The organism is uncultured Neptuniibacter sp. (assembly GCF_947498015.1).
GTDB lineage: Bacteria > Pseudomonadota > Gammaproteobacteria > Pseudomonadales > Balneatricaceae > Neptuniibacter.
The window spans coordinates 173,924-197,486 of record NZ_CANMIR010000004.1 but is presented as its reverse complement, the minus strand read 5'-3'; the positions used below and the strand labels follow the sequence as shown (position 1 = coordinate 197,486).

The window sequence follows — 23,563 nt, the reverse complement described above, 5'->3', positions numbered from 1 at the left end:
AGATTGTGAATCGATTTTAAAGATTGTGAATTTGAATAAAGATTGTGAAAACGATAGAACCCTGTCAAAAGGGAGATTACTCATACATCTTTACTGATCAATAGTTAAAAACGGGCCAATCGGCCCGTTTTTCCTTAATCAACTACGAGAAAATTACGTCAAGAATGATCCGTAGGTTAGGCCTTGAACCAATTACAACGTCCGATTGCGCACATAAAGCTCTAACCGAATAAATAATGGATCCTCTTTCAAGCTAGGCATTGAACTTCCAATATCTTCAAGGCAAGCTTTCAATTCCGAAGGCACCCAAGTATCAGTATTAATTATAGAAATAAGCAGCTTTAGAGCATCATTAGGATATTGCGTGCAAAGCTTTGATTGATGAAGAGCATAGACAACAAAATTCGCATGCTCTAACGGTTGAAGCCAATTAATCACTGTAGACAGCGCCTGCGGGAACTCACTATCCGCAGCGATGCATAATCTGGCCAGGTTGGTAGAAATCTCGTCAGTGGCTAATGCAAGTCTTTTGGGCCATAGGTTATGCCAGAATGGACTAACCCTATTATTCCAGTAATCTTCTTTACTTTTACCTGCACCTTGCAGAGCTTGTAGCAAAGCTTGTGCAACCTCTTCAAGTCCATCTTCAGGTAAACTACGTATCGCTCCTTTTAACTCATCTAGTGTGAAAAGATCGCCAGGATCTAAAGCTAGATAAGTGAGAAACGCAGCATATTGGGATCGATGCTCCCCCAATTTTTCATAATGTGTAGCAGCTTTTAACAGATGGCGTTTGAAGGAAGTAATAAGAGGGCGGTAGATGCGAGGTGACCACAAGAAGCCCTCCCACACAGCAGCTGTTTCAGAGAAAACATTATCCCAATCAAAAAGTGGTAACAGATGTGTCTCTGTCCACTGCCTGTCAACTCGATATAGAGTTATTAGCCGAGAAGCTAAGATCACACGTCCATGACGATATTGCGAAGACCTATTAACACAGACCTCTGTAAGAATTGGTCGAAGGTCTGTTGGTAGCCCTTCATTATCTTCTGGCTGGCTTATAAACCAATAATTGATCAACGCTTTTACTACATGACCTACAGGATGGTTAATTGCCTCAGAGACAGGCTGATTGATTGGCTCTCCATTTTTAAGAATGCCGGTGTCAGAAGGTATATCTAAATGCAATACTCTTTGACATAAATCGATAAAACGCACTTGATGCGTTACAACGCTATTTGATGCTTTTTCCAACCACCATGTAAAACTATGTAGCAGACCTTTCAACTGCTCATCCGGCATTAAGCTAATCAATCCTGAAGCATATTCCCACGAACGTTTTGAATTTTCATCACTCCATGCTTGCAGTGCTTCTCTCCAGCGTTTTTCAGGCCATTGATCATCTTTCGCAATTAAACTTAGTGCGGCCAAACAAAGAAAGAAGCGGGAACTACATTGAACCCTCCACGTGTCCTCATAAAAGAACTGCTTTTCCTTAACTGGTTTTTTCAGCCAAGCAACTAATGCAGATAGTCTGTTAGGTACTTCCTCAACCACTCTCTGATCTTCAAAATCAGGATCCCCACTACCACTCATCCAGTGAGAGAATTCTTCTCTCTGATAATTGGATAGCACCCAATGGGGGTTTTCTACAGACAGCCGTTCAAATTCCCTTCTCGCCTCCGCACCTAACACAGCGCCACTTTGATTTAGTTTAGCTACATGAAGCCACACCGACCTATCAACGATTTTCCCCCATTCTTCGTCAGTTAAATCAGCCCTATAAGGCTCCCTATTTGGGCCTGCTAAAATTGCATGCTCCAGCAATTCCTGTTGCGGCTTTCGCAACTTCTGTCCTTGAAGAACGATAAGCCTCATCGTTTCTCTCTGGGTTTCTAAAGACCATAACCATTCACTATTATTATCTAATAACCAACCAAGCCATTCTTCAGGTTCCAGATCAGATGTCTGACTAGCAGCAAACAGTGCTAAACGCTTAAAAGTAGGATAAGGAATGTAAAACCATTCACGAGCAACTCTGCCAGCTTTCTTTTCATCGTTTTCACACACGCTAAGCCAGGACTCACGAAGCAACTCAATCAATGATACCCATTCGCTGAACCTCCGATTTTGACTATGCGGTGATATAGATGGCATATCCCAATACGAGCGATCACTAACACTGTCTGCTTCTCCAAGCTCTTTAAGTAAATCTAGCGCTTCATGTAACAACTGCTGAAAATCCATAATCAACAACGGCAAAGCATCTAGCCAATATTTCTTTTTACAATCCAGAAGGGTTGAATCAACATAATCAGAAGCAAGAACCAAATCCCAATCTAAAAGATCTTTAACCCTTGAAGTTTCACCGTCAGCCTCTTGCTCACCCCAGCGTATTGGCTTTTTGAGCTTTACTCTCGGGGATAGTAATTCTCTGAGTTCAGATCTTAATGGGCCGGTTAAACCTCTTCTAGAAAGCCTACTTTTCCATTCATATAAACTTAACGAACTCCATGTGGATTTGATTCTTCCAGTAAGCAGAATATCCCAAAGTATTTCTTGGCGAGGAGATGGGACAGCGTCTGGAGAGTGGTCTAGTAACTCTTTTAGCTCAGAATTCCCATCAGGTTCTTTTAATTTCTGGATATCTGACAGATGACTTTCAACTAGCCGCTCCAAATTACTATTAAGCCTTCCACCAGCCTTAGATATCCAGAGAATCAAATCAGGGTTATTTAAGTGACGCACCAACCACCGAGCGATTTGGTGCATCACTTTATCCCAATCACTGCAACCAAACCCTTCACGCCATAAAGACATCCGCGCAGATTTAGAATATGGCGCAGGGCGTCTAGCAATACTGAAACTCAATTTTTTATCAAAATTGACGTCAGGCTGAACCCCAAAACGTATTAAATCATGATGACCAAACCTGTTATCCTCGAAGGCATCTAGCCAATCTAGAGATGGAACCGGATTATGATCAGCAAAAGCTTTAGCCGGAAGGCCCGATTCATCCGATAAAGCCCAAAGCATCCTACCAACATAGTCATCTTTCTTAGTACTTGCCGCAGGTTTCGATAAGGCATACTCGGTTACTATGCTTTCCTTACCCAGCACACCATCACGATGAGTTTCAGCCCAAGCTTTTAAAGTGTTATGAAGAGCTGAATGGTCATGTGTGCCAGTTGGCACTTCATATAAGATGGGAACAACTCCTTTACCTTCCCAATCAATAATGGCGTCCGGCTCTTCACCTGCATAATAACTGCCAAAAGCATAAGCTGGAGGCGTAACTTCGCCTAACATACGATCGGCTGCTAAAGCATCCATCATGTACCGCATTACTGGATCATTAATGCTATACCCAACAAAACACACAACATAGTTCTGGAACAGCTCACTAACAAAGCGAGATGCCCACCTTTCGGTTAGGTATGCAAGGCCAAAATCCCCACTAGTCAGCACTAATCGGTTTAATGCACTAGGGTTTTCCTTTTCCGGCAACTGACCATGAAGATAAACAAGCCCATCCCAACGACTTTTTTTGGGTACTGGTAATGTCGGTGCGGTTAATGAAGAAAATGACCGTTTTAGCTTTTTTGCCGCGCGTTCAAAAATCCGGTCAAAGTTGGTGGTTACCAGCCGAATTGTGCCATCGTTATTTCTCGCAAGCTGAAGAAGCGCCTCATGTGTTTCAGTGGCTCCTTTACGTCTCCATTTAGGCTTCAATACCTTCGATAAGGCTTCACGTACAGAGATTCGTTGTCCCGGAACCCGCCTCTCAAGTAAATCTAGAGCTGCATCATATTTCTCTTGGGCTATGGCTTCCTGTTCAACCCTTGTGGGCTGATCGCCAATTTCCTCATAGATTTTCTTTACAAGCCCACCAAAGCCTGGCAATCCTGCAGGGTATGAAATACCGGCCCCACAGAAAAAAATAACTTGTCCATCCTCATGCGCTTGTAAAAGCTCTTCGGGTATTTCAGGTCCATTGGCAATAAATTGCATTATCTATCCTTTGATTACTGGGTTCCTATGCCAAAAGCTTAACTGCTCTTTGACCACGCCACTCATTGAGTCTTTTCTAAAATCAACCCAAGATATCTCTGTAAAATCAAGTTAAGGGTAGTTTAACTTGGTAAAATGCACATGCAGAGTAGGAAGGGCATATTCCCCTTCATATATTTCCTGTACATCATCACCTATGGAATGACCAACAAACGCCTTTATAACTTCTCTAGGAATTAAGATCCTGAAGACGTTTTAAAACCCTACTAACTGCAGTTCTAGTCCATTTACAGCCCCTTGCTGTGGTGATCTCCTGCTCATTCAACCAGTCAGCGAGGTCACCCAGGGTAGAATTCCCTTCAGCCTTGGCTCTTTGAATTTCACCCAGAACTAATAAGGCATGTTTGTTTGCTCTATCTGATCGTGCTGCACGTGCCTTAGCTGTAACATCCCCCTGCCGGGCTTCTCTAGCCTCTGCCAAACGAGGATTACCCAGCTTCACTCCTTTTGCCTTTGCTGCCTGTAGCGCAGCCTTGGTACGAACTGAGATTGCTTTTCGCTCTGCCTGCGCCATCACAGACATCAATTGTTTCATTCGCCTCTGGCATATCACAAGCTGTGAATGGCACTCCGGAATCTTGAAGCTGTGCAATAAAACCAACAGATCGAGACAGACGATCCAACTTAGCGATTACTAATGTTCCACGGATCAACTGGCAACGCTTAATAGCTAACTGCAGCTCAGGACGCTTACTATTACCGCCCGACTCAACTTCGGTGTATTCAGCGCTAACAATCTGACCGGTCATTGCAGCGTACGCTTCAACGTCATGACGCTGAGCTTCAAGACCCAGACCACTCTTACCCTGCCTGAACGTGGAAACCCTGTAATACGCAATCAGTTTGTCGTTTCTCATATCTCGCCTCCGGAGCGTGTATCAAACCGTTAAACGAACATTTCACAAAACGATACAACACCAGTACCGAAAAAACAGACTTTTTGGGAAATAATCTAGTAACGGCCAAGGTAAAGATCACATGCCCGATAAATGTCTATCAAAATACGTCAAAGCCTCTAACTACGTAGCCTCCAGCCTCCTGGCAGCCAAGAAAATAGAAAAAGGAATAACCATATATCACATTGATATAAAAAAGATTTTTGGCATATTTTGAAGCGAAAATTGTACAAAAAACAAACGTTATAATTATTATAATGCTTTTAATTATAATAGATATAACTTTTAGATATATGAAAAACAAGAGATTTTTTGATTTCTTAGGCCCTTATTTACTTTTTCCTATCACATCGTTCATTATAATTATTATAACGTAAATTATTGTTTTATAAGGATTTTATTTTTGCGTAATCAATATTCTTAGATTAGGCTCTTATGAGCTAACATTTTGATTAGGCTCACCATGACCACAATCCAACATCTACAGGCTTATAACAAACCCATCTTCCACCAGCGTAATCGTGAGAGACCATCACTCCCTGAGGAAGGCCAACGTAATAAGCTTTACCAAGCGATTGTCACAGAAACAGAACAGAAAAAGATCGCAACTTGGGAGAGAAAAACAGAAAGCAAAGGCCATCATGGTTCATTCGTAACGTTGAGAAATACATGGAAGGTTGGAAGGCGGCATCTTCACGCTGAGCCAGACACCAACATTCTAAATGTATACGCAAGTGACCTTGAACTTAGGGCAATGACCTACCTGCGCTTTGTGTATAAGGATGCCACTTTTAAAACTCAGGTCCCTCTTCTTCCACTCAAGAAAACAATAGACATCGCAAACTCGCTTCACGTAATTCATCCTCGAGATTGGACAGAGCACGCTGCTAAAACTATGTCTACGGACATTGTTATGGAAGGCACAGATAGACAAACAAAGGAGCGAAAAGAAATTGCTGTGTTTGTTCGTTACTACGATGGACTCTACAAGGTCGATGAGAACGGTGAAGAAAAGCCAATAACACGCGAATGGCAAAAAATTGATATTGCTGAGGAATATCACACAAAGCATCTTGGCCAGGAATTCGAAATTCTAACTGATCGAGAACTATCTAAATCAACTGAATATAGCATCAACTGGTTGAAAGAATTCCAGCCAAAAGACTACACAGAAGAACAACTCATCAGATTCATCACTATCTTCCTTAGGGTCTTTAGGAAGCACCCCGTCCATATTCTTGACGACTTACTAGAACTAACCGCTCAAAGACTCAGAATCTCTTTTTCTGAATGCCTTAACTTGTTTCGTTTCTGTGGCACACATCACTACCTACCACTGGATGTTTCAAAACGAATCACCCTTTCGTCAACTATTGAGATGCTCTGAGATGAAATTGCATAAAGATATTTCTACAACAAATAATCACGTTGCGGAGCTTCTTATTACTGCCCCCGCCCCTCATAGCGTTATGGAGCTCAAGCTTAAACGACCTGAAGGTCTAAATAATCAGTACCCCAAACCATTAATGGTCTCATTTAATGAAATTGCGTTGAAGTTAAACCAAGAGGAATCTACATGAATCTTGGTAAGTTCGATCTTTTATTGAGAGCAAGTAGTGGCGAAGAATACTTCGTACTTGAAGTATGTCATGAGAGACGGAAACTTGCTCTAGTGAAACGCGGCGACTGGTTTCAGAAAAAGTATCAATATAAAAAATCCATCGTAAAAACTTTTGATCAGATCGAATCTGAATTGAATGCAGGTACGTTAATTCAGAACGGTTGCCTTTCTCTACCAGCCATGATGTTGAAGCCTGATAAATGGTTGGAATATGGCGGATTTCACAAATGGCTCGACATTCGAGATAAAAACTATCGAATTATCAAACCAATTGTAGAAAATAAAAAACTTTGGCTTAAGTACATCTTTGGCGAAAGCATCTCTAAAAAAATACTTAAGATCTCTAAAAAAAAATCTGTAAACGCTGGCCAAATGCGGCGGTTACTCAACCGTTTTTTGACGTTTGGTGGTGCCACTAACGCCCTCCTTCCCATCTCCTATAAAAAATGTGGAAATCGTACTGTTTATGACAAACCAGAAGAAGGCCAATCAAAGAGGGGCCGAAAAACTCGGGTAAATAGGCATGGACAAAAAGTACCTGTGCGTTCAAAAGCGCGACCTATGACCGCTCAGGACAAACTGAACATACTTGATTTACTTAAAAAACTCCAAATTTCAAACCGTGAGCAATTTAGAAAATTTAGTTACAAACGGCTATTTGAAGAGTATCAATTGCGCTATGAATGCCACGTCATTATTCGGACTACGCCAAACGGAGAAGACTTCTATAACTGGCTTCATGATGAAGAAGATCGCATTTCATTTGGGATGTTCAGGGAACATTTAAATTATCTACTTAAGGATGAAGATAAATTAAAGCTCCAGGTTGGCGAACTGAATTTCAAAAAAGACAAAGCAGTTAAAACAGGCCTTGCTCGGGATGGAATCATCGGTCCCGGCTACTGTTATGCAATCGATGCTACCATTCTGGATCTGTATGTCCGCTATCCCTATAACCCCAAAATCAAAACTTGCGGCAGACCCGTTCTCTATTTAGTTGTAGATGTATGGAGCACCTGCATCGTTGGCTACTATCTCGGATTTCATGGCCCGGATTGGGTCGGCGCTTCTGAAGCCCTCTATCACGCATGTATCAATAAGTCAGAGTGGGCAAAATCGATTGGTTGGACATTAGCTGAAGATAAATGGCCCTGTCACCATACCCCACGGAAGGTCTTTGGTGACAATGGATCCGAAGTCATATCCGAATTCAATATTAAATCGATGCTCCTAGATGAATTAGGAATCGACATGATTGATTACGCACCTATCTTCAGAGGTGATGCTAAATCAGTCGTCGAGCGAGGCTTTGGTTTTTTAAACGAAGACTTTACCCACTTCCAACCAGGGTATGTTCATAAACAACAGCTAAGAGACCTACCCCATCCAGCAAATGACGCTGTTTGGGACTATCGCTCACTCGTGATAGCTCTAGGTAAACGTATTATCAAGCACAACAATCATGCAAACAGGTTAAAGAGGCTGAACTTCACTATGGCTAAAAATTGCTCGGGGATCACTCCTCAAGCAATTTTCAACATGGGCATGGAGAGAGAAATGGGTGGTGGGCGCATCATTAAAGATAAGGCCAAGCTACGTTTTGCTTTTATGCGTGAAGAGGAAGCAACCGTTACAGGTGATTGCGTTAAGCATGCTGGACTTGAATATGACTACCCTGAGGGCTACGAGAAGGGAGTTTATGGTAAAGCCAAATTTGATGAGAGCTACAAAATCCCAGTTCGAATAACTAATGCAACGACAAGCTATATCTGGCACCGAGATGACGACGGGAACATCGTCGAGCTAAAACTGAAAGACGCAGATCATTGGGCTCAGAATCAGCTGCGAGAAGCGGTGATGGATAAGATGGAAGAATTCGCAGATGAACTCTACGAACTAGAGCAAGCAGCAATGCGAGAAGATGCGCAATTAAGATTCGAAGAAGCGCAGGCCCGTAGAATTAATTCAGCTCAAATCCTAGATCACCCCTACCGTAAAGGCATTCCAAGTGATGTTAAGGAATCTAAAGAGGTCATGGCAGCCTTCAATCATAGCAAAATTGTGCAGTTAATCCGGGAGGATTACGGAACAAATAAGTCCCCATCTCCAGAGCCAACATCCTTTTCCGACATAGACGAAGAACTTGCCGCCAATTACTAAAAAAATTTCAGGAGCTTAATATGCGAGTCAAACCAATCTACCAAGAACACCCAGATCCAGAGCTTAATGGAAACCCACTAACAGAAGCCATTCAAGTCATTTTATGCTCAGATAAGGTCAGGGCTTTAATCAACTACACCCCAGAGTTTGTTGAGGATTTTCATACACAACCTCGGTTCTACCAGAACATGAATATCCGTAGACTTTCAGAAGTATTTGTAGCCCCACAGATCACCCCTCTTCTGTATGACAAATTCATGGAGTTTATTCTGGATGGATATCGTTTCAGAAATCCATTCTCAAAAACAATGACAAAATTCCTCCATGAGCTATCTGAACGTGATCTTCTAATTCATGATGAAGAGGATAACTCGGGAAACGTTAAAGCTAACACTAAAGCAGGCACCAAAGAAAAACCTGCTCTAATGCACAAAATCATCCCTCCGGGAATGACAACTGCTCCAGGTTCTATCGTCTCAGGCCCCTCTGGCTCAGGAAAAACCAGTATCATTCGCGCAGTACTGGGGTTAATCCCGCAAGTAATCACTCATTCAGGCTACAAAGAACACGAGTCTTTTCAACAAGATCAAATTGTCTGGGTAAGCTTTGATGCACCAACCACCCCTAGTACTAAAGCCCTTTGCCTTAATTTCATGAAGTCTGTAGATGAAGCATTAGGCATAGAACGCTACTACCCTGAATATTTCCCCAGAACTAAAAACCTATCAGTAGATCAATTTATTTCTGCTGTCCAAGCAATTGCAGCTAATCACTATATAGGCCTAGTTCACCTCGACGAGATGCAATTTTTCCTCAATTACAGCGAAACAAAAGATGCACCTAATCTCCAAACACTTGAGGCCATGTTCAATAAGCTAGGCATCCCTATGGTCATATCAACAACAGACAAAGGGCTTCCAGTTATAAATATGAATGAACAGACCAAAAGAAGAATTCTCAGTGAGCAACATTTTAAGCTAGGACTACTTAAACCAAAATCCAAAGAATTCGCTCGATTCATTGAAGCTTTATTCCTACCCGAGGTGTGGGGTGAAACTGATACTCTCATAAACCAACCGGAGTTTATCCAAAAGTTCCACTATCATTCAGCTGGCTTACCTGCAGTGATGACTAGATTGGCTCGTTTACACCTTTTTTACGCAGTCCAAAGCGGACGCTCAGCATTTGATACAGACCTTCTAAAAAGTGTATTTGAAAGTCAATTCCAGTACATGGAAGATTCTCTGGCAGCCCTGAGGATTGGAGACTTAGATTCATATGAACAGAAAGCCTTTAGAAATAAAGATGGGAGCATCGCTTGGTGTCTTGAAGATTGGGATGAAAATAATCAGGCGGGTGAACCAGAAGATGAATCACCTGAATCTGATATAAATAACGAGAACAACGCCACAGACGCTACTCTTCTATCATCCCATACGGGGGGACGATGATGGCTACAAAAGCACAACGCATAAGTTTCATGCCTGTACTTATGCCTAATGAACATCTCCTAAGTGCCGTTTGTAGAGGAATCAAACTAGGTACTGTTAATCATTGGCGAGATTTCTTGAATGATCCTAAATCAGATGGTTCTGAATTCTGTAGCGGGCATGTACTCCGCCCTTTATACGCGTCTGTTTGTTCTCAATACCATGGAACCACTCAAGATGTAATATTGAGAAACCATAGCTTATGGCATTACTTCCGCTCTTTTATCCCAGGAGATCATAGGGAGATCCCAAGTAGAGAAAACTGGTCCACTATTTATAACCACAAACAAAACCTCCATCCGTTAAAGCTGGTCCGTTATAGGCAGACAAAACAATGGAGATGGTGCCTCGAATGTGCTCAGCAAGACTATGACACATATGGCTTCAGCTATTGGCATGTAGAGCATCAGTTACCAGGAATATCGCATTGCCAACATCACCCTGAATCACAACTCCGAGGCGCATGTAATTCCTGTGGTTCACAAGTGACAGATATAAGAGAAAAATCAGTACGGCTGTTTCCTGAGAATCGGTGCCCTGTCTGCCATACCCCGTTTGATAACTATGAGAGTACTCCCAATCATCCCATCATTGACTGGGTAACTGAGATTTCAAGGCAACTGCAATCAGGGTCTGAGTTAGATGTTCAGCTATTGAGGAAAGATCTTTTTGAAGCACTTGGTATAGACCCAAAAACGAAAACTGCTGCAGGTATTAAGCGTACAAGCATCGCAAGGAAAATGATTAGGGACGAGCTTCCGTTAGATGTCATTAACTGGTTTTTCCAAACGGAAGAGCGCGGTTCATTTAAAGCTGGAGACAACATTTCTCCACTTGATCTGAAACTACTTTACGACACATCCAGTTTCGTCCACCCACTGAGCTGGCTGATCATTAGTTGGATTATTCTATCAAAGAACAGAACTCTGGATAGCTACCTTATCCAGTAGGAGATTATCATGGGAAAAAGTAATGCAAGTAACTCACGATTAACCTTTTTCCCATCACCTCTACCAGACGAAACCGCCTACTCGCTGGTCAATCGCTTCTATGAGCGGTCAGGAATGTTCTCAATATGTTCAACGCTTGATTTGCTATTTGGCAGGCACTCTATGCAAGTCTCGTCTGATTTCTTATCAATCATGCCAGAGCTGAGTAAAGCGTGTGGTTTGTCGTTTATTGAATTTGTTCGATCTCATAGCATCATTCCATTTTTTGAGCCTTTTTTATCATCCAGCGAATACCAACAATTATTAGGTACTCTAGAGCAAGGTCAAAGTTCAAAGGCTATAGCTGAACTATCACTACTAGCTAATAGGTTGGATATTTCAGATCCGAACTTCAAATCTTGCCCATCATGTATGGAAGAAGATAAAGAAGAATATGGCATCCCATATTGGCACTGTATCCATCAGTTACCGGGGATTTCTTGTTGCCCAAAGCATGCTGTAAGGCTCATCGAAACGAATAAATGCAGGAATAAACTTATATCACCTAAAGAGATATACCACTCAGTGCCAGTTTCTTTGAATTCAGCTGAGTATCTCTATGCGGTTCTCGCCACAGATTGCTTTGCTAGTTCCCACGCTCTAGAACATAAACAGCTATACCAAACTTACCTTTATCTGCTGGAAAAAAAGAACCTACTGACAGAAGCTGGACGCATTAGAGAACAAGCTTTAAAGAAAGCGCTGTCAAAATATTGGGGGGGCTTGTTTAGTAGGCAGTCTTTTGAACGGCTTAATCCACTTGGTAAAGAAAGCAGATTTCCTGAGTGTCTATTTCATTCCGAAAGTGCGCACCACCATCCAATGAAACATCTACTTCTAATAGGTTTTCTTTCGGGGTCATGGTCAAACTTTATAGGAGCCTTTAGCCAACAGCCGCAATTAGAATCGCAACGTGAATATACTCTAACAATGGCTATCGATCCTCTAAGAGATAAGAAACGAGTAGCTCACAATGCTCTTAGAAAAGGAAAAAGCCTTACCTCTGCTGCAGAGGAATCAGGCCTGTCTGTAACCACAGTTAGATGTTTAGCTGAAAGCAAGGACATCGACATAGCTATTCGACCGAAAAAAATTTATGAAGTCGAACGAAGGGCAATTATAAGAAAGCTGATGATCGGAGCTTCAACTCGATCTTTAGCGAAAAAATTTCGAGTATCAATTGGGGCTATTGAGCTGATTCTTAGATCTCACCCTGAGCTTATCCCTCTTAGACATAAAATACGATTCTTTAACTCAGTTCGAAAGCACAGATCTACTCTAACTAACACATTGGCTGCCAATCCAACTTATTGCAGAAATGAGATTAAGAAAGCAATTCCTAGTTCTTACACTTGGCTTTTTAAGCATGATAAAAAGTGGCTATATGGAAACCTTCCTCCTGAGATCCCAAGAGCTAAAAGGCCGCCAACCGCCATGCATCTCAAATCAAGAAGGAAAAAAACTAGGGAAATATAGCCATGTAGCCTATGAGGAGCAAATGGCATTAACCAACTGAGTGTCCGCAGATACGGGAAAGTCGAGGGATGAAATTACTCAGTTTAAGATACCTTAAACCGAGTAATTCAGTGCAACCTGCCACTTCTGTTAAGTGCCAGTAGCTGATATCCCAATCAGCAAGTGGGATGATAAATTTTATATCTCCTCAACTTATTGAAGCCCTCCTCGATCCAACCACATCTGATAAATTTCTGGGGTCCACTTATTCTGGAAATAGGCAATAGCTGCGTCCTGCTCTTTGTCGCTGAGTACATCACCAAACCCAGGCATTGTTCCACCAAATTTAGCTCCACCTTCTTGCACAGAAGTTTTCAGACCTTTCAACGGGTGATGCCACGCATGAGCCGAACCATTCAGGGGTGGTGGTGGGTATTTCCCATTAGGCAGAGGCTTTCTCCATTCTTTAGTTCCCTGTGCTCCTGCACCATGACAGGTTGCACAATTATTCTGAAATACAGTCTCACCAAGATCTACTTGAGATTGGGTATACCAGCGGCCTTCAACCTTAGGTTCAGATTCAAAACAGCCTGAAAGCCCAGTCACCAGAGCCAGAACAATTCCTGTTCGTATAATCATCTATCTAATTCTGCCTTCATCTTCAAATACTCTTCTTCAGAAATTTCACCTTTGGCATAACGCTCATCAAGAATATCAATGGCTGTTGATGAAGCCTCATCCCTTCCGGACAAGGCTTTTACGATTAACACAATCACCACAGCGATAATCAATAACCAAATTATCATCCCGAACCCATGCCATCCTGATGAAAACATTCCATCTGCATGCCACATGATTAGCCTCCCACTTAATAGTTAGCGTATTCTGAGAACACTCCTACCTCGCCCTTAGAATCGACGGAGTAAACTTTGAAATCATGTTTTGGAGCCCCCGGCATATCCATGCCTGGACTTCCTGATACCATCCCGGGTACCGTTAGAAGCTTTATATCTGCATTAGATAGAACCTTTTTAATATCCTGTGCAGGTACATGCCCTTCGATAACCTTGCCGTTGATCTTAGCCGTATGACATGAATACCCCTGTTTTGGCACTCCCAGTTGCTCTTTCAATGGGGTCACATCAGAAAGCACATGGTCCCTGACAACAAAATTATGTTCCTTCAGGTGCGTTATCCAGGTTTTGCAACAACCACAGCTTTCGCTGCGGTATACATCAATTTCATATTTAGTATCGTCTCGCCCTTCCAACCAGTAGGGATCGCCAGCATAAGCAGGTAGGGAAATAGCTAAGAAAAGCACAACGGCAATTTTTTTAATGCTTGCAGTTACTTCATTCATTACTGTAAAACCTCTCCGTGACCCTCAGTACACAATTCTTCTAAAATTGGGCAATCATGATCCGCATTACCCGGACATGATTTTGACATTTTAATCAAAGCTAGCTTGATATCTTCGAGGTGCTTAATCTGACTCTGTACACGCTCTAGGTTATGCTGCACTTTCTCTTTCACCTCAGCGGATGCACGGTCAGGATCATGCTGAAGATCCAAAAGCTGCTTGCATTCATCAAGGGAGAAGCCCAGCCCTCTGGCCCGCTTTATAAATCCCAGTGTTTCTAACTGGTCCTCTGTGTAAAAGCGATAACCGTTATCGGACCGGCGAGCCTTAGGGATGATCCCCTTTTCTTCGTAAAAACGGATTGTCTTACTGGTCAGGCCAGTAAACTTTGCTGCTTGTGAGATATTCATTCTGATATTCCCTGCATAAGTTAAATGCACCCACGCCTAGAGCTGATGGGTATTACTTTGGATAAGCAGGAAGCATTACGCTCCTGATGATTAGCTCATCAGGACTTGAGGGGGTCTATCTTTCTGGGTGAGATACAGCGACATCAAAGTCGCCTTATAAATAGGCTTGGTAAAGGGTGGATAAGCTATGTCCAATGATGTAACACTGGAAATGGCAGAACAAAGATGTCCTCCACATGAACTCTGTAACTCGCACCCTGGCTGATCAGCACAATCAACGGCTGAATGCATATCACCTCCCATCTCTACCATAGAGTGCATATCAGAAGACATATGCTCCATTGGCAAAGCTGCAGCCACACTCATCTGAGTTGTTCCAAACAACGTCATTAAAAGTGCAAAGATGGTGAAAAACCGTTTCATGTTCATGCCTTTTAATATAGCTCCACACTACCCACTGTGACAATAGAGTCTAAAAATAGTTTTTTATTTTTTACCGCTTTTCTTGACCTTACTCTAACTGGAAGGCTTAAGCTGAACTAAATCGTAAGGGAAATACAACCATGTCCGAAGCTACAGAAGAGACTCGAAGCATTAAATTCTCACGTGTAGGAGACAGTGAGAAACTGACAAAAGAGTTATCCAACCTTGATGGAGTAATCGGGTTACTCATAGCTGAAGATTGGTTAGAGGTTTCATACGATGCAGCACAAATTCAGTGGAAAGGGATTGAACAGGTAATCACTAACAACCATTTTGAATTGAAATCCGACCTACTTAGCAAATGGAAACGTAGTTGGTACCAATATTCTGATGTAAATGTCAGGGACAATTTCAACCACAAACCCCATTGCTGTAACAAACCACCGAAATAGTACTGAAACGGAAGCAACGGCGAGAAAAATGAAATATCTCATTCCTAAAAACTGGCATTATATTTTGATAGCTGCTCTAGTTTCCTGGAATAGTCTATCTTTCGCTAATAATCATCCAGATACGGCACCCTCTCACCATGCCACAGCTGCTGAGTGCCTCGGGATATCTGAAAGCAATCTACCCAATTCCGATTTTGGCCACTGTCCCCCTTCAATTTCAGCAATCTCTCCACCACAGAGTGTTTCAGCGGAATTTATCGCTGCTTCACCCCAGGATGATATTGATGACCTCTATCAGTTCCATCTCTATCTACGTGAAAAGAAACCCCCTCGCTTTCCCTTCACTCCAAATCAACAAGTTAACTCGGCGTAAGCTGAAATGGAGTACTGAACTGGTCGGGTTTCACCCTCCGCTACTGTCACAATTTTTATACGCGGCCGACCAGTTCCTTTTTAAGTAGAGGTTCACATGAAAAAGTTAATTACCACAACACTACTATCAATAGTTTTTATTACCCCGGAAGTTATCGCAGGGGGAAAAGAGCACAATGCCCATGGAATGCAACACCACAACGAGATGATGAATAAGCATCACATGAGTATTGGGCAACCTGGCAAATACTCTGAAATCACCAAAACCCTATCGATTAACGCCAGCGATCAAATGAATTTCAGCCTGAGCAGCATCGAGCTTAAGGCAGGGCAAACCATTGAGTTTGTCGTAACAAATACCGGGCAACTTCCCCACGAATTTGTTCTTGGCACACGTGAACAGATCGAGATGCACCGCCAAGAAATGAGGGATATGCCTGATATGAAGCATTCCGACAACAACACACTATCTTTAAAACCAGGCGAGACAAAAACTCTGATATGGAAATTTACTTCCGTTGGTGACTTCTTAGCCGCATGCACCTTACCCGGGCATTACGAGGCAGGAATGATTACAAAAATAAACGTCGGTAAGAGTCAATAAGGGGAACCCTATGAAAAAACAATCACTACCAAAACATATAAACTCCAGCAGACGCCGCTTTGTTACCGGCTTAGCAATGGGTGGAGTTTTGGCGGGATTCGGCTTTAAATCCCAATCTTTATTTGCCGCTGCCTCACAAACCGGCACCCCTGAACTGAGGGGCAATAACTTTGAGCTCACAATAGGTAAGCAAGCGGTTAATTTCACAGGTGCTCCACGTTTTGCTACAACCGTTAACGGTTCCTTACCCGCCCCTGTGCTGCGCTTCAAAGAGGGTGAAACTGTAACGCTACGTGTTACCAATACTTTAGCTGAAGACAGTTCAATTCATTGGCATGGATTGATTCTCCCTCCGGAAATGGATGGTGTACCCGGCTTATCCTTTGCTGGAATCAAACCCGGCGAATCCTATAACTACCAGTTTAAAGTCACGCAGTCTGGCACCTACTGGTATCACAGCCATTCAGGGTTTCAGGAACAAACGGGTCTTTATGGAGCCATCGTAATTGAACCCAAAGAACCACCACCGTATACCTATGATCGCGATTATGTCGTTATGCTATCGGATTGGACTGATGAAGATCCAAATGACGTCTATGCCAAGCTCAAGAAGATGAGTCACTATTACAACTTCAACGAGCGAACACTCAATGATACTTGGCGCGATATTAAGGAAAAAGGTGTTGAAGCGACATTTCAGGAGCGTGAGATGTGGAATGTCATGCGCATGAGCCAAACAGATATCTCGGATGTGACCGGCTATACCTATAGCTTTCTGATGAACGGTATTACACCTGCAGAGGGTTGGAAGGGATTATTTAAAAAAGGTGAAAAAGTATTACTGCGCTTCATTAACAGTGCAGCAATGACATTCTTTGACGTTCGCATCCCCGGTCTGAAGATGACAGTTGTTGCAGCGGATGGTCAATATGTTCAACCCGTTTCTGTTGACGAATTCAGAATTGGTGTCGCTGAAACCTATGATGTGATTGTAGAACCTGAGCATGACATGGCTTACACAGTATTTGCACAAGCCATTGATCGATCAGGCTATGCCAGAGGTACGCTCACACCAGATTACGCTTTAACTGGTGAAGTTCCTGCTCTTGATCCAGTACCACTACTAACCCACACCGATATGGGTATGGGCATGGACCACAGCATGCACAACATGGGTAACTCTTCCCAGATGGACCACTCCCAACACAACATGAATAGCTCAGGGCAAATGGATCACTCGCAGCACAATATGCATAACTCTGGAAAAATGGACCACTCCCAGCACAACATGAACAGCTCGGGGCAAATGGATCACTCGCAGCATAACATGGCAAATTCTGGGAACATGGACCACTCCATGCATTCCAATAGTAGCCAGGGAATTAAGCATGCAGACACCGAGTATGGTCCTCATGTGGATATGCGGGCCGATAATCCGCAATACCGATTAGATGACCCTGGGGTAGGTTTAAGAAACAACGGACGACGCGTTTTGACTTACGCAGACCTGAAAAACCTCAACCCAACACCTGATCCGCGTGACCCAACTCGTGAAATTGATCTGCACCTTACAGGTAACATGAGTCGTTACATGTGGTCAATCAATGGAGTTAAGTACAGTGATGCTGATCCTATTCAGCTGAAATACGGAGAACGAGTACGCATCAATTTTGTTAACGACACCATGATGAACCATCCTATGCATCTACATGGCATGTGGAGTGACCTCGAAACAGGTGATGACCGGTACATCCCCCGTAAACACACTGTCGTTGTACAACCAGGAGCTAAAATCAGTTACCGAGTAACTGCAGATGCTAAAGGTAAATGGGCATACCACTGCCACTTGATCTATCACATGCTTGGCATGTTCCGCGAAGTACACGTTAGTTAAGAGGGAGAGTGAGATGAATAATACTGTTAAGAAAACACTAGTTTTAGCCATGTTCGCCCTTCCGTTCCAGGCAGAGGCCGGAGGCAAAGATGACCCATTTTTAACCATGATCACAATTGATCAGTTAGAAAAAAGGGATGCCAGCTCAGGCAAACCATTTGCTTGGGAAGTACAGGGCTGGGCCGGATACGATCTTGATAAATTTGTTTTTAAAACCGAAGGTGAACGAGCAGACGGGGAAACAGAGAAAGCCGAGTTACAATTGCTGTATAGCAAAGCTATAGATCCCTATTGGGACATTCAATTTGGCATAAGGCATGATTTCCACCCCAAGCCGACCCAGGACTGGGCCGTCATTGCCTTGCAAGGTGTAGCTCCCTACTATTTTGAAACTGATGCAAGTCTGTTTATTGGTGAAGATGGCCAAACTGCTCTGCGATTAGAATCCGAGTATGAAATGATGCTTACTCAGCAATGGGTACTATCGCCTGAAATTGAGCTGAACATTCATGGTAAAAATGATGAGGAGCGAGAGATTGGCTCCGGCCTCTCAAACATTGAAGCAGGCCTTCGCCTTCGTTACGAAGTGAAACGGGAATTTGCCCCCTATATTGGCATTCATTGGGAGAAAAAATTCGGTAAAACCGCCGATTATGCACGAGAGGAAGGTGAAGACACCAGTGATGCTAAATTTGTAATTGGAATTAGGGCTTGGTTTTAATCAATAAAACCTTTGTTCCGAACAAAAAGAAGCCTACAAGGCTTCTTTTTTATATCCATCACCATCAGAAATAATTATATAACCGAAGCCATAAACATTATTCTGAAATAACTTCACATATCAGAAACAAGCTTAAACCCCTAAGGAACATGCGATTAAGTCCCTCAGCATGAGACAATCCATGCTCTGATGTGCTGAGGGCTATCCATGGATCACCAACTCTCCTTCGCTGACAGCGAATTCAACAACAAGCGCCGCCAAACCCGTAAAGAGAAATTTCTAGGTCGCATGGAAAAACTGATTCCTTGGCAGCGGTTGGAATCAGTGATTGCCCCTTACTACCCAAAGGCCGGTAACGGTCGTAGGCCTTATCCGTTATCAACCATGCTGCGTATCCACTGCATGCAGCAGTGGTATAGCATGAGCGATCCGGCCATGGAGGATGCGCTTTATGAAATCGCCTCCATGCGTTTATTTGCTGGTCTCTCCTTGGATGGAGCTATACCCGATCACACCACAATCATGAACTTCCGTCATCTACTGGAACGGCATGGTTTAGCTCGCAAAATATTTGAAGAGGTTAATACCTGGTTAAGTGATGCCGGCGTGCTAGTCAAAGAAGGTACTTTGCTGGACGCAACGATCATCGAAGCACCAAGTTCTACCAAGAACAAAACTGGTGAACGTGACCCTGAAATGCACCAAACCAAGAAAAGCAATCAATGGCACTTCGGAATGAAAGCCCATATCGGCGTTGATGCCAGAACCGGTCTGACGCATAGTTTCACAACTACCGCCGCTAATGAGCATGACCTCAACCAGGCCGAACACCTTCTTCATGGCAAAGAAGAGTTTATCTTCGCCGACAGTGGTTATCGTGGCGCTGAGAACCGTAAAGAGCTCGAAGATGTAAAAGCGGACTGGCATGTTGCTGAAATACCCAGCAAGGTCAAAGAGCTGAAGAAACATCCACGCATCAATAAAGTTCTATTAAAAACCGAGTACCTTAAAGCCAGTATCCGGGCTAAGGTTGAACATCCGTTCCGGGTCATCAAGTGCCAGTTTGGTTTTACCAAGGCTCGCTATCGTGGGCTGATGAAGAACGACAGTAAGTTAGCCATACTGTTTGCTCTGGCAAACATTGCTCGCGTGGATCAGATGCTACGGGCGTAGGATAAATCCGCCTACATGCTGAGAAATCGGCATGCAGGCAGTAAGAAATGACCTGCAATCGTGCGATTACGCCGCAAATACAGCTTTCTTGGGAGAGTGAGCTAAAAAGTGGGACTTAATCGCAGGTTCCTTAAACTGATCTAATTACTTCTTCTTTATAGATAATAATAGACATCATATTAGAATTATTATCAGCATCGCTATTTAGCAACATGTTTCGCCTGAAGACATAGATTATGGTTTGAAAGCACTTCAATGATTCGGCAATCAGCCACTGTCCCCCCAGCACATTGCTCTATCATGCGTTTCAACTCCTTTTTCATTCCCTGTAATCGTTTAATCTTTGATTCAACATCCGCCAAATGACTTCGGGCGATAGCATCTACATCACCACAGGAATGGTTTGGGCTGTCATTCAGTGTCAGTATCTCTCGAATCTGCTCCAACGAAAAACCAAGCTCCCGGCTATGGCGGATAAAAGCAAGTCTGTCACAATGCGCCTGGCGATAGATACGCTGATTTCCAACCGTCCGCTCTGGAGCAGGTATAAGACCTATCTGTTCGTAGTATCGAATGGTCTGTACCTGACAATTGCCTGCGATGGCAACCTCTCCAATCGAATATTTTTTACTCACGTAAATTAGTCCTTGAACCTAAAGTTACTTTAGGTATTAAGCTTATACTAGAATGAAGATCAATTCAGATTAAGGGGCTGGTATGGCTGGTTGTGGTTGTAATAGCAATGTTCAATTTGATGGTGTTTCTGCCGAGTACAAACGAATCCTATGGATCGTGATAGCGATCAATGTAGTTATGTTTGTGGTTGAAACCGGAGCCAGTATCGCATCACAATCAATGGCTCTTAGAGCTGATGCTCTAGATTTTCTAGGGGACAGCTTGACCTACACCATTACCCTGTTAGCGATTGGACACTCTCTCCGTTGGAGGGCCTCAGCAGCGTTATTTAAAGGCATAACTCTCGCGCTTATGGGACTATGGGTATTGGGATCTACTCTCTACCGTACCCTCGTCTTAGAGATTCCAAATGAAATGATCATGGGATCGGTGGCTATGTTGGCATTCACTGCCAATCTTATCAGTGCACTGTTGTTATTAAAGTATCGAAATGGGGACAGCAACGTGCGTTCGGTTTGGCTCTGTAGCAGAAATGATGCTATCGGCAATCTGGCTGCATTACTGGCTGCAGGTGCGGTTTTTGCTACCCAGAGCCCTTGGCCCGATTTGATTGTCGCTTTTGCGATGGCGTTACTTTTTCTGCATTCAGCATCGTTAATCTTGCGTCAAGCCATCGCTGAACTTCGTCAGGAATAGGTGAAAGTATCTGAATATCAGGCTGTTAGATTCATCAGAAAAACTAGAAGGTCATTAAATTCTAGGCTGAAGTCTGGCTCTATACAACGAGACTGCCTTTCCTGATATTACCTGCTCATTCGGCGCTGAGCTGGGCCTTGACATCTTCTAACCACAGAGCGATTAGATTACGCTCAAAGGTAATTGCACACTAACAGAGAATCCCTTGGGTTCTCTGTTAGTAAATAAAATATGCCCTTGATATTGCTCAACAATAGTTTGGACTATATTAAGCCCAAGGCCATGCCCTTTGGCCTGTTCATCCAATCGTATACCTCGCTTAGTTAAGCGTTCAACTTGGCTTTTTGAGCACCCGGGCCCGTCATCGTTCACTACTACCTCAAACTGGTCTAATCCGCCGTTTATATCCACACTGATCACTCCGTCACACCATTTTGCTGCGTTGTCCATGAGGTTGCCCATTAACTCATTAAAATCGGATTGTTCACCTGGAAAATGAGATTGCGGGTCGATGTTGATATCAAATTTCAGCAGTTTATCGGGGTAGATTAATTGAATTGTCGCCGCTAGGCTTTCAACCGCGGTAACAATAGAAAAGCTCTCGGACTGATGCCCTCTACCAGAGATGCGGGCTCTCTTTAATTCACTTGAGATTATCAGATTGAGTTGTTCAGCCTGCTCGATCAGTTGCTCTCGAATCTTAGGAGTAAGGCCGTTATCCTTGGTTTCGGCAATTTGTGTGATTACTGCAATCGGTGTTTTCATGGCATGAGATATATTTCCGACAGCATTTTTACTGCGCTCGTTTCGGCTATGCAGATACCCTAGTAGTTGGTTTATAGCGCTGACTAAAGGGGATATCTCACTGATGTCACTGTTGGGTAGCGTGGGTTTTTCACCCCGTTGTAGTGCATCGATCTGACTTTTAATCGGGTCTAATTTGGAGAAGGTTTCGCGGATAACTTTTCGCTGCAGTATTAGAACAATTGCTAAGGCTAAAATAATGGCGAATAGCATATAGCTATGACTTTTATCGAGTTCAGCCAGCGCCGCTGTAGTTTCCTGAATAACTATGAACTGCATAGAATCAGAAAAGGTTTGGCTTAGGATTAAGAAACTACGGTCGTTGTTATCCTGAAACTCATGGAACCCGGACGCGTTAAACCAGCCGTCTAAAGGATACTCGCTGACAAGTTCTGGCGCTGAACTCCAACTACTTGTTTGGCTACGGATAACATAAATATGGCTACTGTGCTGCGGCAGGTTAAGCGTTAACGAGGTACGCTGTTCGGGCGTGGTATGTTGTAAATGTTGCGCCAGCGCCGATCCTTCATGTTGCAGCTGCTGTTTTTGCATCTTCAGGTAAAGGCTGTCAGCCCACCATGAGTGGAAAAAGGTCAACGCCGCAATCAAGGCTAATGCAATAAGGATAAAGCGCTTAAGCAGAATCTTCTCAATCGAAATCATAATAAGCCTTTGTAGCGATAACCTTGAAATCGTCGATTTTCTATTACCTTTTTCCCCAATTTAGTGCGTAAACGACGGATATAGCTTTCGACAATATTACTTTCCCGTTCGGCATCAAATTGATAGAGAGTATCGAGCAGTTGCTGTTTGCTATAGAGCCGCCCCGGATTGCGTAAAAAATGTTGTAACAGACGATATTCGGTAGACGTCAGAGAGATACGCTCGCCGCTTTCCAGAATGATTGCATCTTGGGTACTTTCATCTAAGCCAATGCCACCGGCTGAAAGGTTCGGGCATTGGTGTGGTTTACTTCGACGAAGTAGAGCTTCTAAACGCACCAATAGTTCTTCCTGACGGAAAGGCTTACAGACGTAATCATCAGCCCCCGCTTGAAAAGTGATAACCTTCTCTTCCCAATTATCCCGAGCAGTCAGCACTAATACCGGCGTATGCTTATGACTCTGCCTCCACTCTGTAAGCAGAGACAAGCCACTACCATCAGGCAATCCTAAATCCATAACGATAATGTCGTAGCTGATTTCATTCGTCATATAGCGGGCGTCACTCAGCGTACCGCTGACATCAACTATATAGCCAGAAGCCTCTAAGTTATGTTGTAGTTGGTGCGCTAAATTAAGATCATCTTCAATCAGCAAAAGACGCATGTTGATCT

The 23,563-nt window shown here is 43.2% G+C and carries 23 protein-coding genes; 12 read left to right on the top strand and 11 right to left on the bottom strand.

The window, feature by feature from the left end; genetic code table 11:
- Positions 1–192: 192 nt before the first annotated feature.
- The 3 genes from dsr1 to Q0882_RS06920 form a co-directional block, all read right to left on the bottom strand.
- On the bottom strand, positions 193–4,011 hold the full coding sequence (dsr1, locus tag Q0882_RS06925) for an anti-phage defense-associated sirtuin Dsr1 (RefSeq protein ID WP_299179337.1): 3,819 nt from the start codon (positions 4,009–4,011) through the stop codon (positions 193–195).
- Positions 4,012–4,240: 229 nt separating this feature from the next.
- Positions 4,241–4,585 (bottom strand): recombinase family protein, encoded by a 345-nt coding sequence (locus tag Q0882_RS16745; RefSeq protein WP_366915917.1) that lies wholly within the window; start codon positions 4,583–4,585, stop codon positions 4,241–4,243.
- Entirely contained in the window at positions 4,500–4,928 is a 429-nt protein-coding gene (locus Q0882_RS06920) for a recombinase family protein (protein ID WP_299179336.1), read from the bottom strand. The genes Q0882_RS16745 and Q0882_RS06920 overlap by 86 nt, the downstream gene beginning before the upstream one ends.
- 502 nt (positions 4,929–5,430) lie before the next feature.
- On the opposite strand from Q0882_RS06920, the gene Q0882_RS06915 reads away from it, so the two are divergent.
- The 5 genes from Q0882_RS06915 to Q0882_RS06895 all read left to right on the top strand — a co-directional run bounded on the left by Q0882_RS06915 (position 5,431) and on the right by Q0882_RS06895 (position 12,703).
- A complete protein-coding gene (locus Q0882_RS06915; RefSeq protein WP_299179335.1) occupies positions 5,431–6,354 on the top strand; it encodes a hypothetical protein in 924 nt (307 codons plus the stop codon).
- Positions 6,355–6,543: 189 nt separating this feature from the next.
- Positions 6,544–8,748 (top strand): hypothetical protein, encoded by a 2,205-nt coding sequence (locus Q0882_RS06910; RefSeq protein ID WP_299179334.1) that lies wholly within the window; start codon positions 6,544–6,546, stop codon positions 8,746–8,748.
- Positions 8,749–8,768: 20 nt separating this feature from the next.
- Positions 8,769–10,199, top strand: coding sequence for an AAA family ATPase (locus tag Q0882_RS06905; protein ID WP_299179333.1), 1,431 nt, complete (start codon positions 8,769–8,771; stop codon positions 10,197–10,199).
- Positions 10,196–11,188 (top strand): hypothetical protein, encoded by a 993-nt coding sequence (locus Q0882_RS06900; RefSeq protein ID WP_299179332.1) that lies wholly within the window; start codon positions 10,196–10,198, stop codon positions 11,186–11,188. Before Q0882_RS06905 ends, Q0882_RS06900 begins: the two co-directional genes overlap by 4 nt.
- Before the next feature lie 9 nt (positions 11,189–11,197).
- Positions 11,198–12,703, top strand: a complete 1,506-nt coding sequence (locus Q0882_RS06895) for a TnsD family Tn7-like transposition protein (RefSeq protein WP_299179331.1) — start codon at positions 11,198–11,200, stop codon at positions 12,701–12,703.
- Between the two features lie 192 nt (positions 12,704–12,895).
- On the opposite strand, the gene Q0882_RS06890 is transcribed toward Q0882_RS06895, so the two are convergent.
- The 5 genes from Q0882_RS06890 to Q0882_RS06870 all read right to left on the bottom strand — a co-directional run bounded on the left by Q0882_RS06890 (position 12,896) and on the right by Q0882_RS06870 (position 14,875).
- Positions 12,896–13,321: a cytochrome c gene (locus tag Q0882_RS06890; protein WP_299179330.1), complete on the bottom strand. Its 426-nt coding sequence runs from the start codon at positions 13,319–13,321 to the stop codon at positions 12,896–12,898.
- Complete coding sequence (locus tag Q0882_RS06885) at positions 13,318–13,536, bottom strand: SHOCT domain-containing protein (protein WP_299179329.1); 219 nt, start codon at positions 13,534–13,536, stop codon at positions 13,318–13,320. The genes Q0882_RS06890 and Q0882_RS06885 overlap by 4 nt, the downstream gene beginning before the upstream one ends.
- Before the next feature lie 14 nt (positions 13,537–13,550).
- Entirely contained in the window at positions 13,551–14,042 is a 492-nt protein-coding gene (locus Q0882_RS06880) for a DUF411 domain-containing protein (protein ID WP_299179328.1), read from the bottom strand.
- A complete protein-coding gene (gene cueR / locus Q0882_RS06875) occupies positions 14,042–14,452 on the bottom strand; it encodes a Cu(I)-responsive transcriptional regulator (RefSeq protein WP_299179327.1) in 411 nt (136 codons plus the stop codon). Before cueR ends, Q0882_RS06880 begins: the two co-directional genes overlap by 1 nt.
- A gap of 90 nt (positions 14,453–14,542) precedes the next feature.
- Positions 14,543–14,875 (bottom strand): hypothetical protein, encoded by a 333-nt coding sequence (locus tag Q0882_RS06870; RefSeq protein ID WP_299179326.1) that lies wholly within the window; start codon positions 14,873–14,875, stop codon positions 14,543–14,545.
- Positions 14,876–15,015: 140 nt separating this feature from the next.
- Between Q0882_RS06870 and Q0882_RS06865 the strand changes: the two genes are divergently transcribed.
- From Q0882_RS06865 to Q0882_RS06840, 6 genes are all read left to right on the top strand, one after another.
- A complete protein-coding gene (locus tag Q0882_RS06865) occupies positions 15,016–15,327 on the top strand; it encodes a hypothetical protein (RefSeq protein ID WP_299179325.1) in 312 nt (103 codons plus the stop codon).
- A gap of 28 nt (positions 15,328–15,355) precedes the next feature.
- Positions 15,356–15,700 carry a hypothetical protein gene (locus Q0882_RS06860; RefSeq protein ID WP_299179324.1) on the top strand — a complete coding sequence of 115 codons (345 nt, stop codon included), beginning with the start codon at positions 15,356–15,358 and terminating at the stop codon, positions 15,698–15,700.
- 96 nt (positions 15,701–15,796) lie between these two features.
- A complete protein-coding gene (locus Q0882_RS06855; RefSeq protein WP_299179323.1) occupies positions 15,797–16,303 on the top strand; it encodes a cupredoxin family protein in 507 nt (168 codons plus the stop codon).
- Between the two features lie 10 nt (positions 16,304–16,313).
- Positions 16,314–18,197 carry a copper resistance system multicopper oxidase gene (locus tag Q0882_RS06850; protein WP_299179321.1) on the top strand — a complete coding sequence of 628 codons (1,884 nt, stop codon included), beginning with the start codon at positions 16,314–16,316 and terminating at the stop codon, positions 18,195–18,197.
- 13 nt (positions 18,198–18,210) lie between these two features.
- Entirely contained in the window at positions 18,211–18,918 is a 708-nt protein-coding gene (locus Q0882_RS06845) for a copper resistance protein B (RefSeq protein WP_299179320.1), read from the top strand.
- A gap of 207 nt (positions 18,919–19,125) precedes the next feature.
- On the top strand, positions 19,126–20,091 hold the full coding sequence (locus tag Q0882_RS06840; protein ID WP_299179319.1) for an IS5 family transposase: 966 nt from the start codon (positions 19,126–19,128) through the stop codon (positions 20,089–20,091).
- A 200-nt stretch (positions 20,092–20,291) separates the two neighbouring features.
- On the opposite strand, the gene Q0882_RS06835 is transcribed toward Q0882_RS06840, so the two are convergent.
- Complete coding sequence (locus tag Q0882_RS06835; protein ID WP_299179318.1) at positions 20,292–20,726, bottom strand: helix-turn-helix domain-containing protein; 435 nt, start codon at positions 20,724–20,726, stop codon at positions 20,292–20,294.
- Positions 20,727–20,808: 82 nt separating this feature from the next.
- Between Q0882_RS06835 and Q0882_RS06830 the strand changes: the two genes are divergently transcribed.
- The gene (locus tag Q0882_RS06830) at positions 20,809–21,423 is read left to right on the top strand and encodes a cation transporter (RefSeq protein WP_299179317.1); all 615 of its coding nucleotides are present in this window, start codon (positions 20,809–20,811) and stop codon (positions 21,421–21,423) included.
- Between the two features lie 162 nt (positions 21,424–21,585).
- On the opposite strand, the gene Q0882_RS06825 is transcribed toward Q0882_RS06830, so the two are convergent.
- Together Q0882_RS06825 and Q0882_RS06820 are read right to left on the bottom strand one after the other, a co-directional pair.
- Positions 21,586–22,890, bottom strand: a complete 1,305-nt coding sequence (locus Q0882_RS06825) for a sensor histidine kinase (RefSeq protein ID WP_299179316.1) — start codon at positions 22,888–22,890, stop codon at positions 21,586–21,588.
- Positions 22,887–23,555: a response regulator transcription factor gene (locus tag Q0882_RS06820; RefSeq protein WP_299179315.1), complete on the bottom strand. Its 669-nt coding sequence runs from the start codon at positions 23,553–23,555 to the stop codon at positions 22,887–22,889. Before Q0882_RS06820 ends, Q0882_RS06825 begins: the two co-directional genes overlap by 4 nt.
- Positions 23,556–23,563 lie beyond the last annotated feature (8 nt).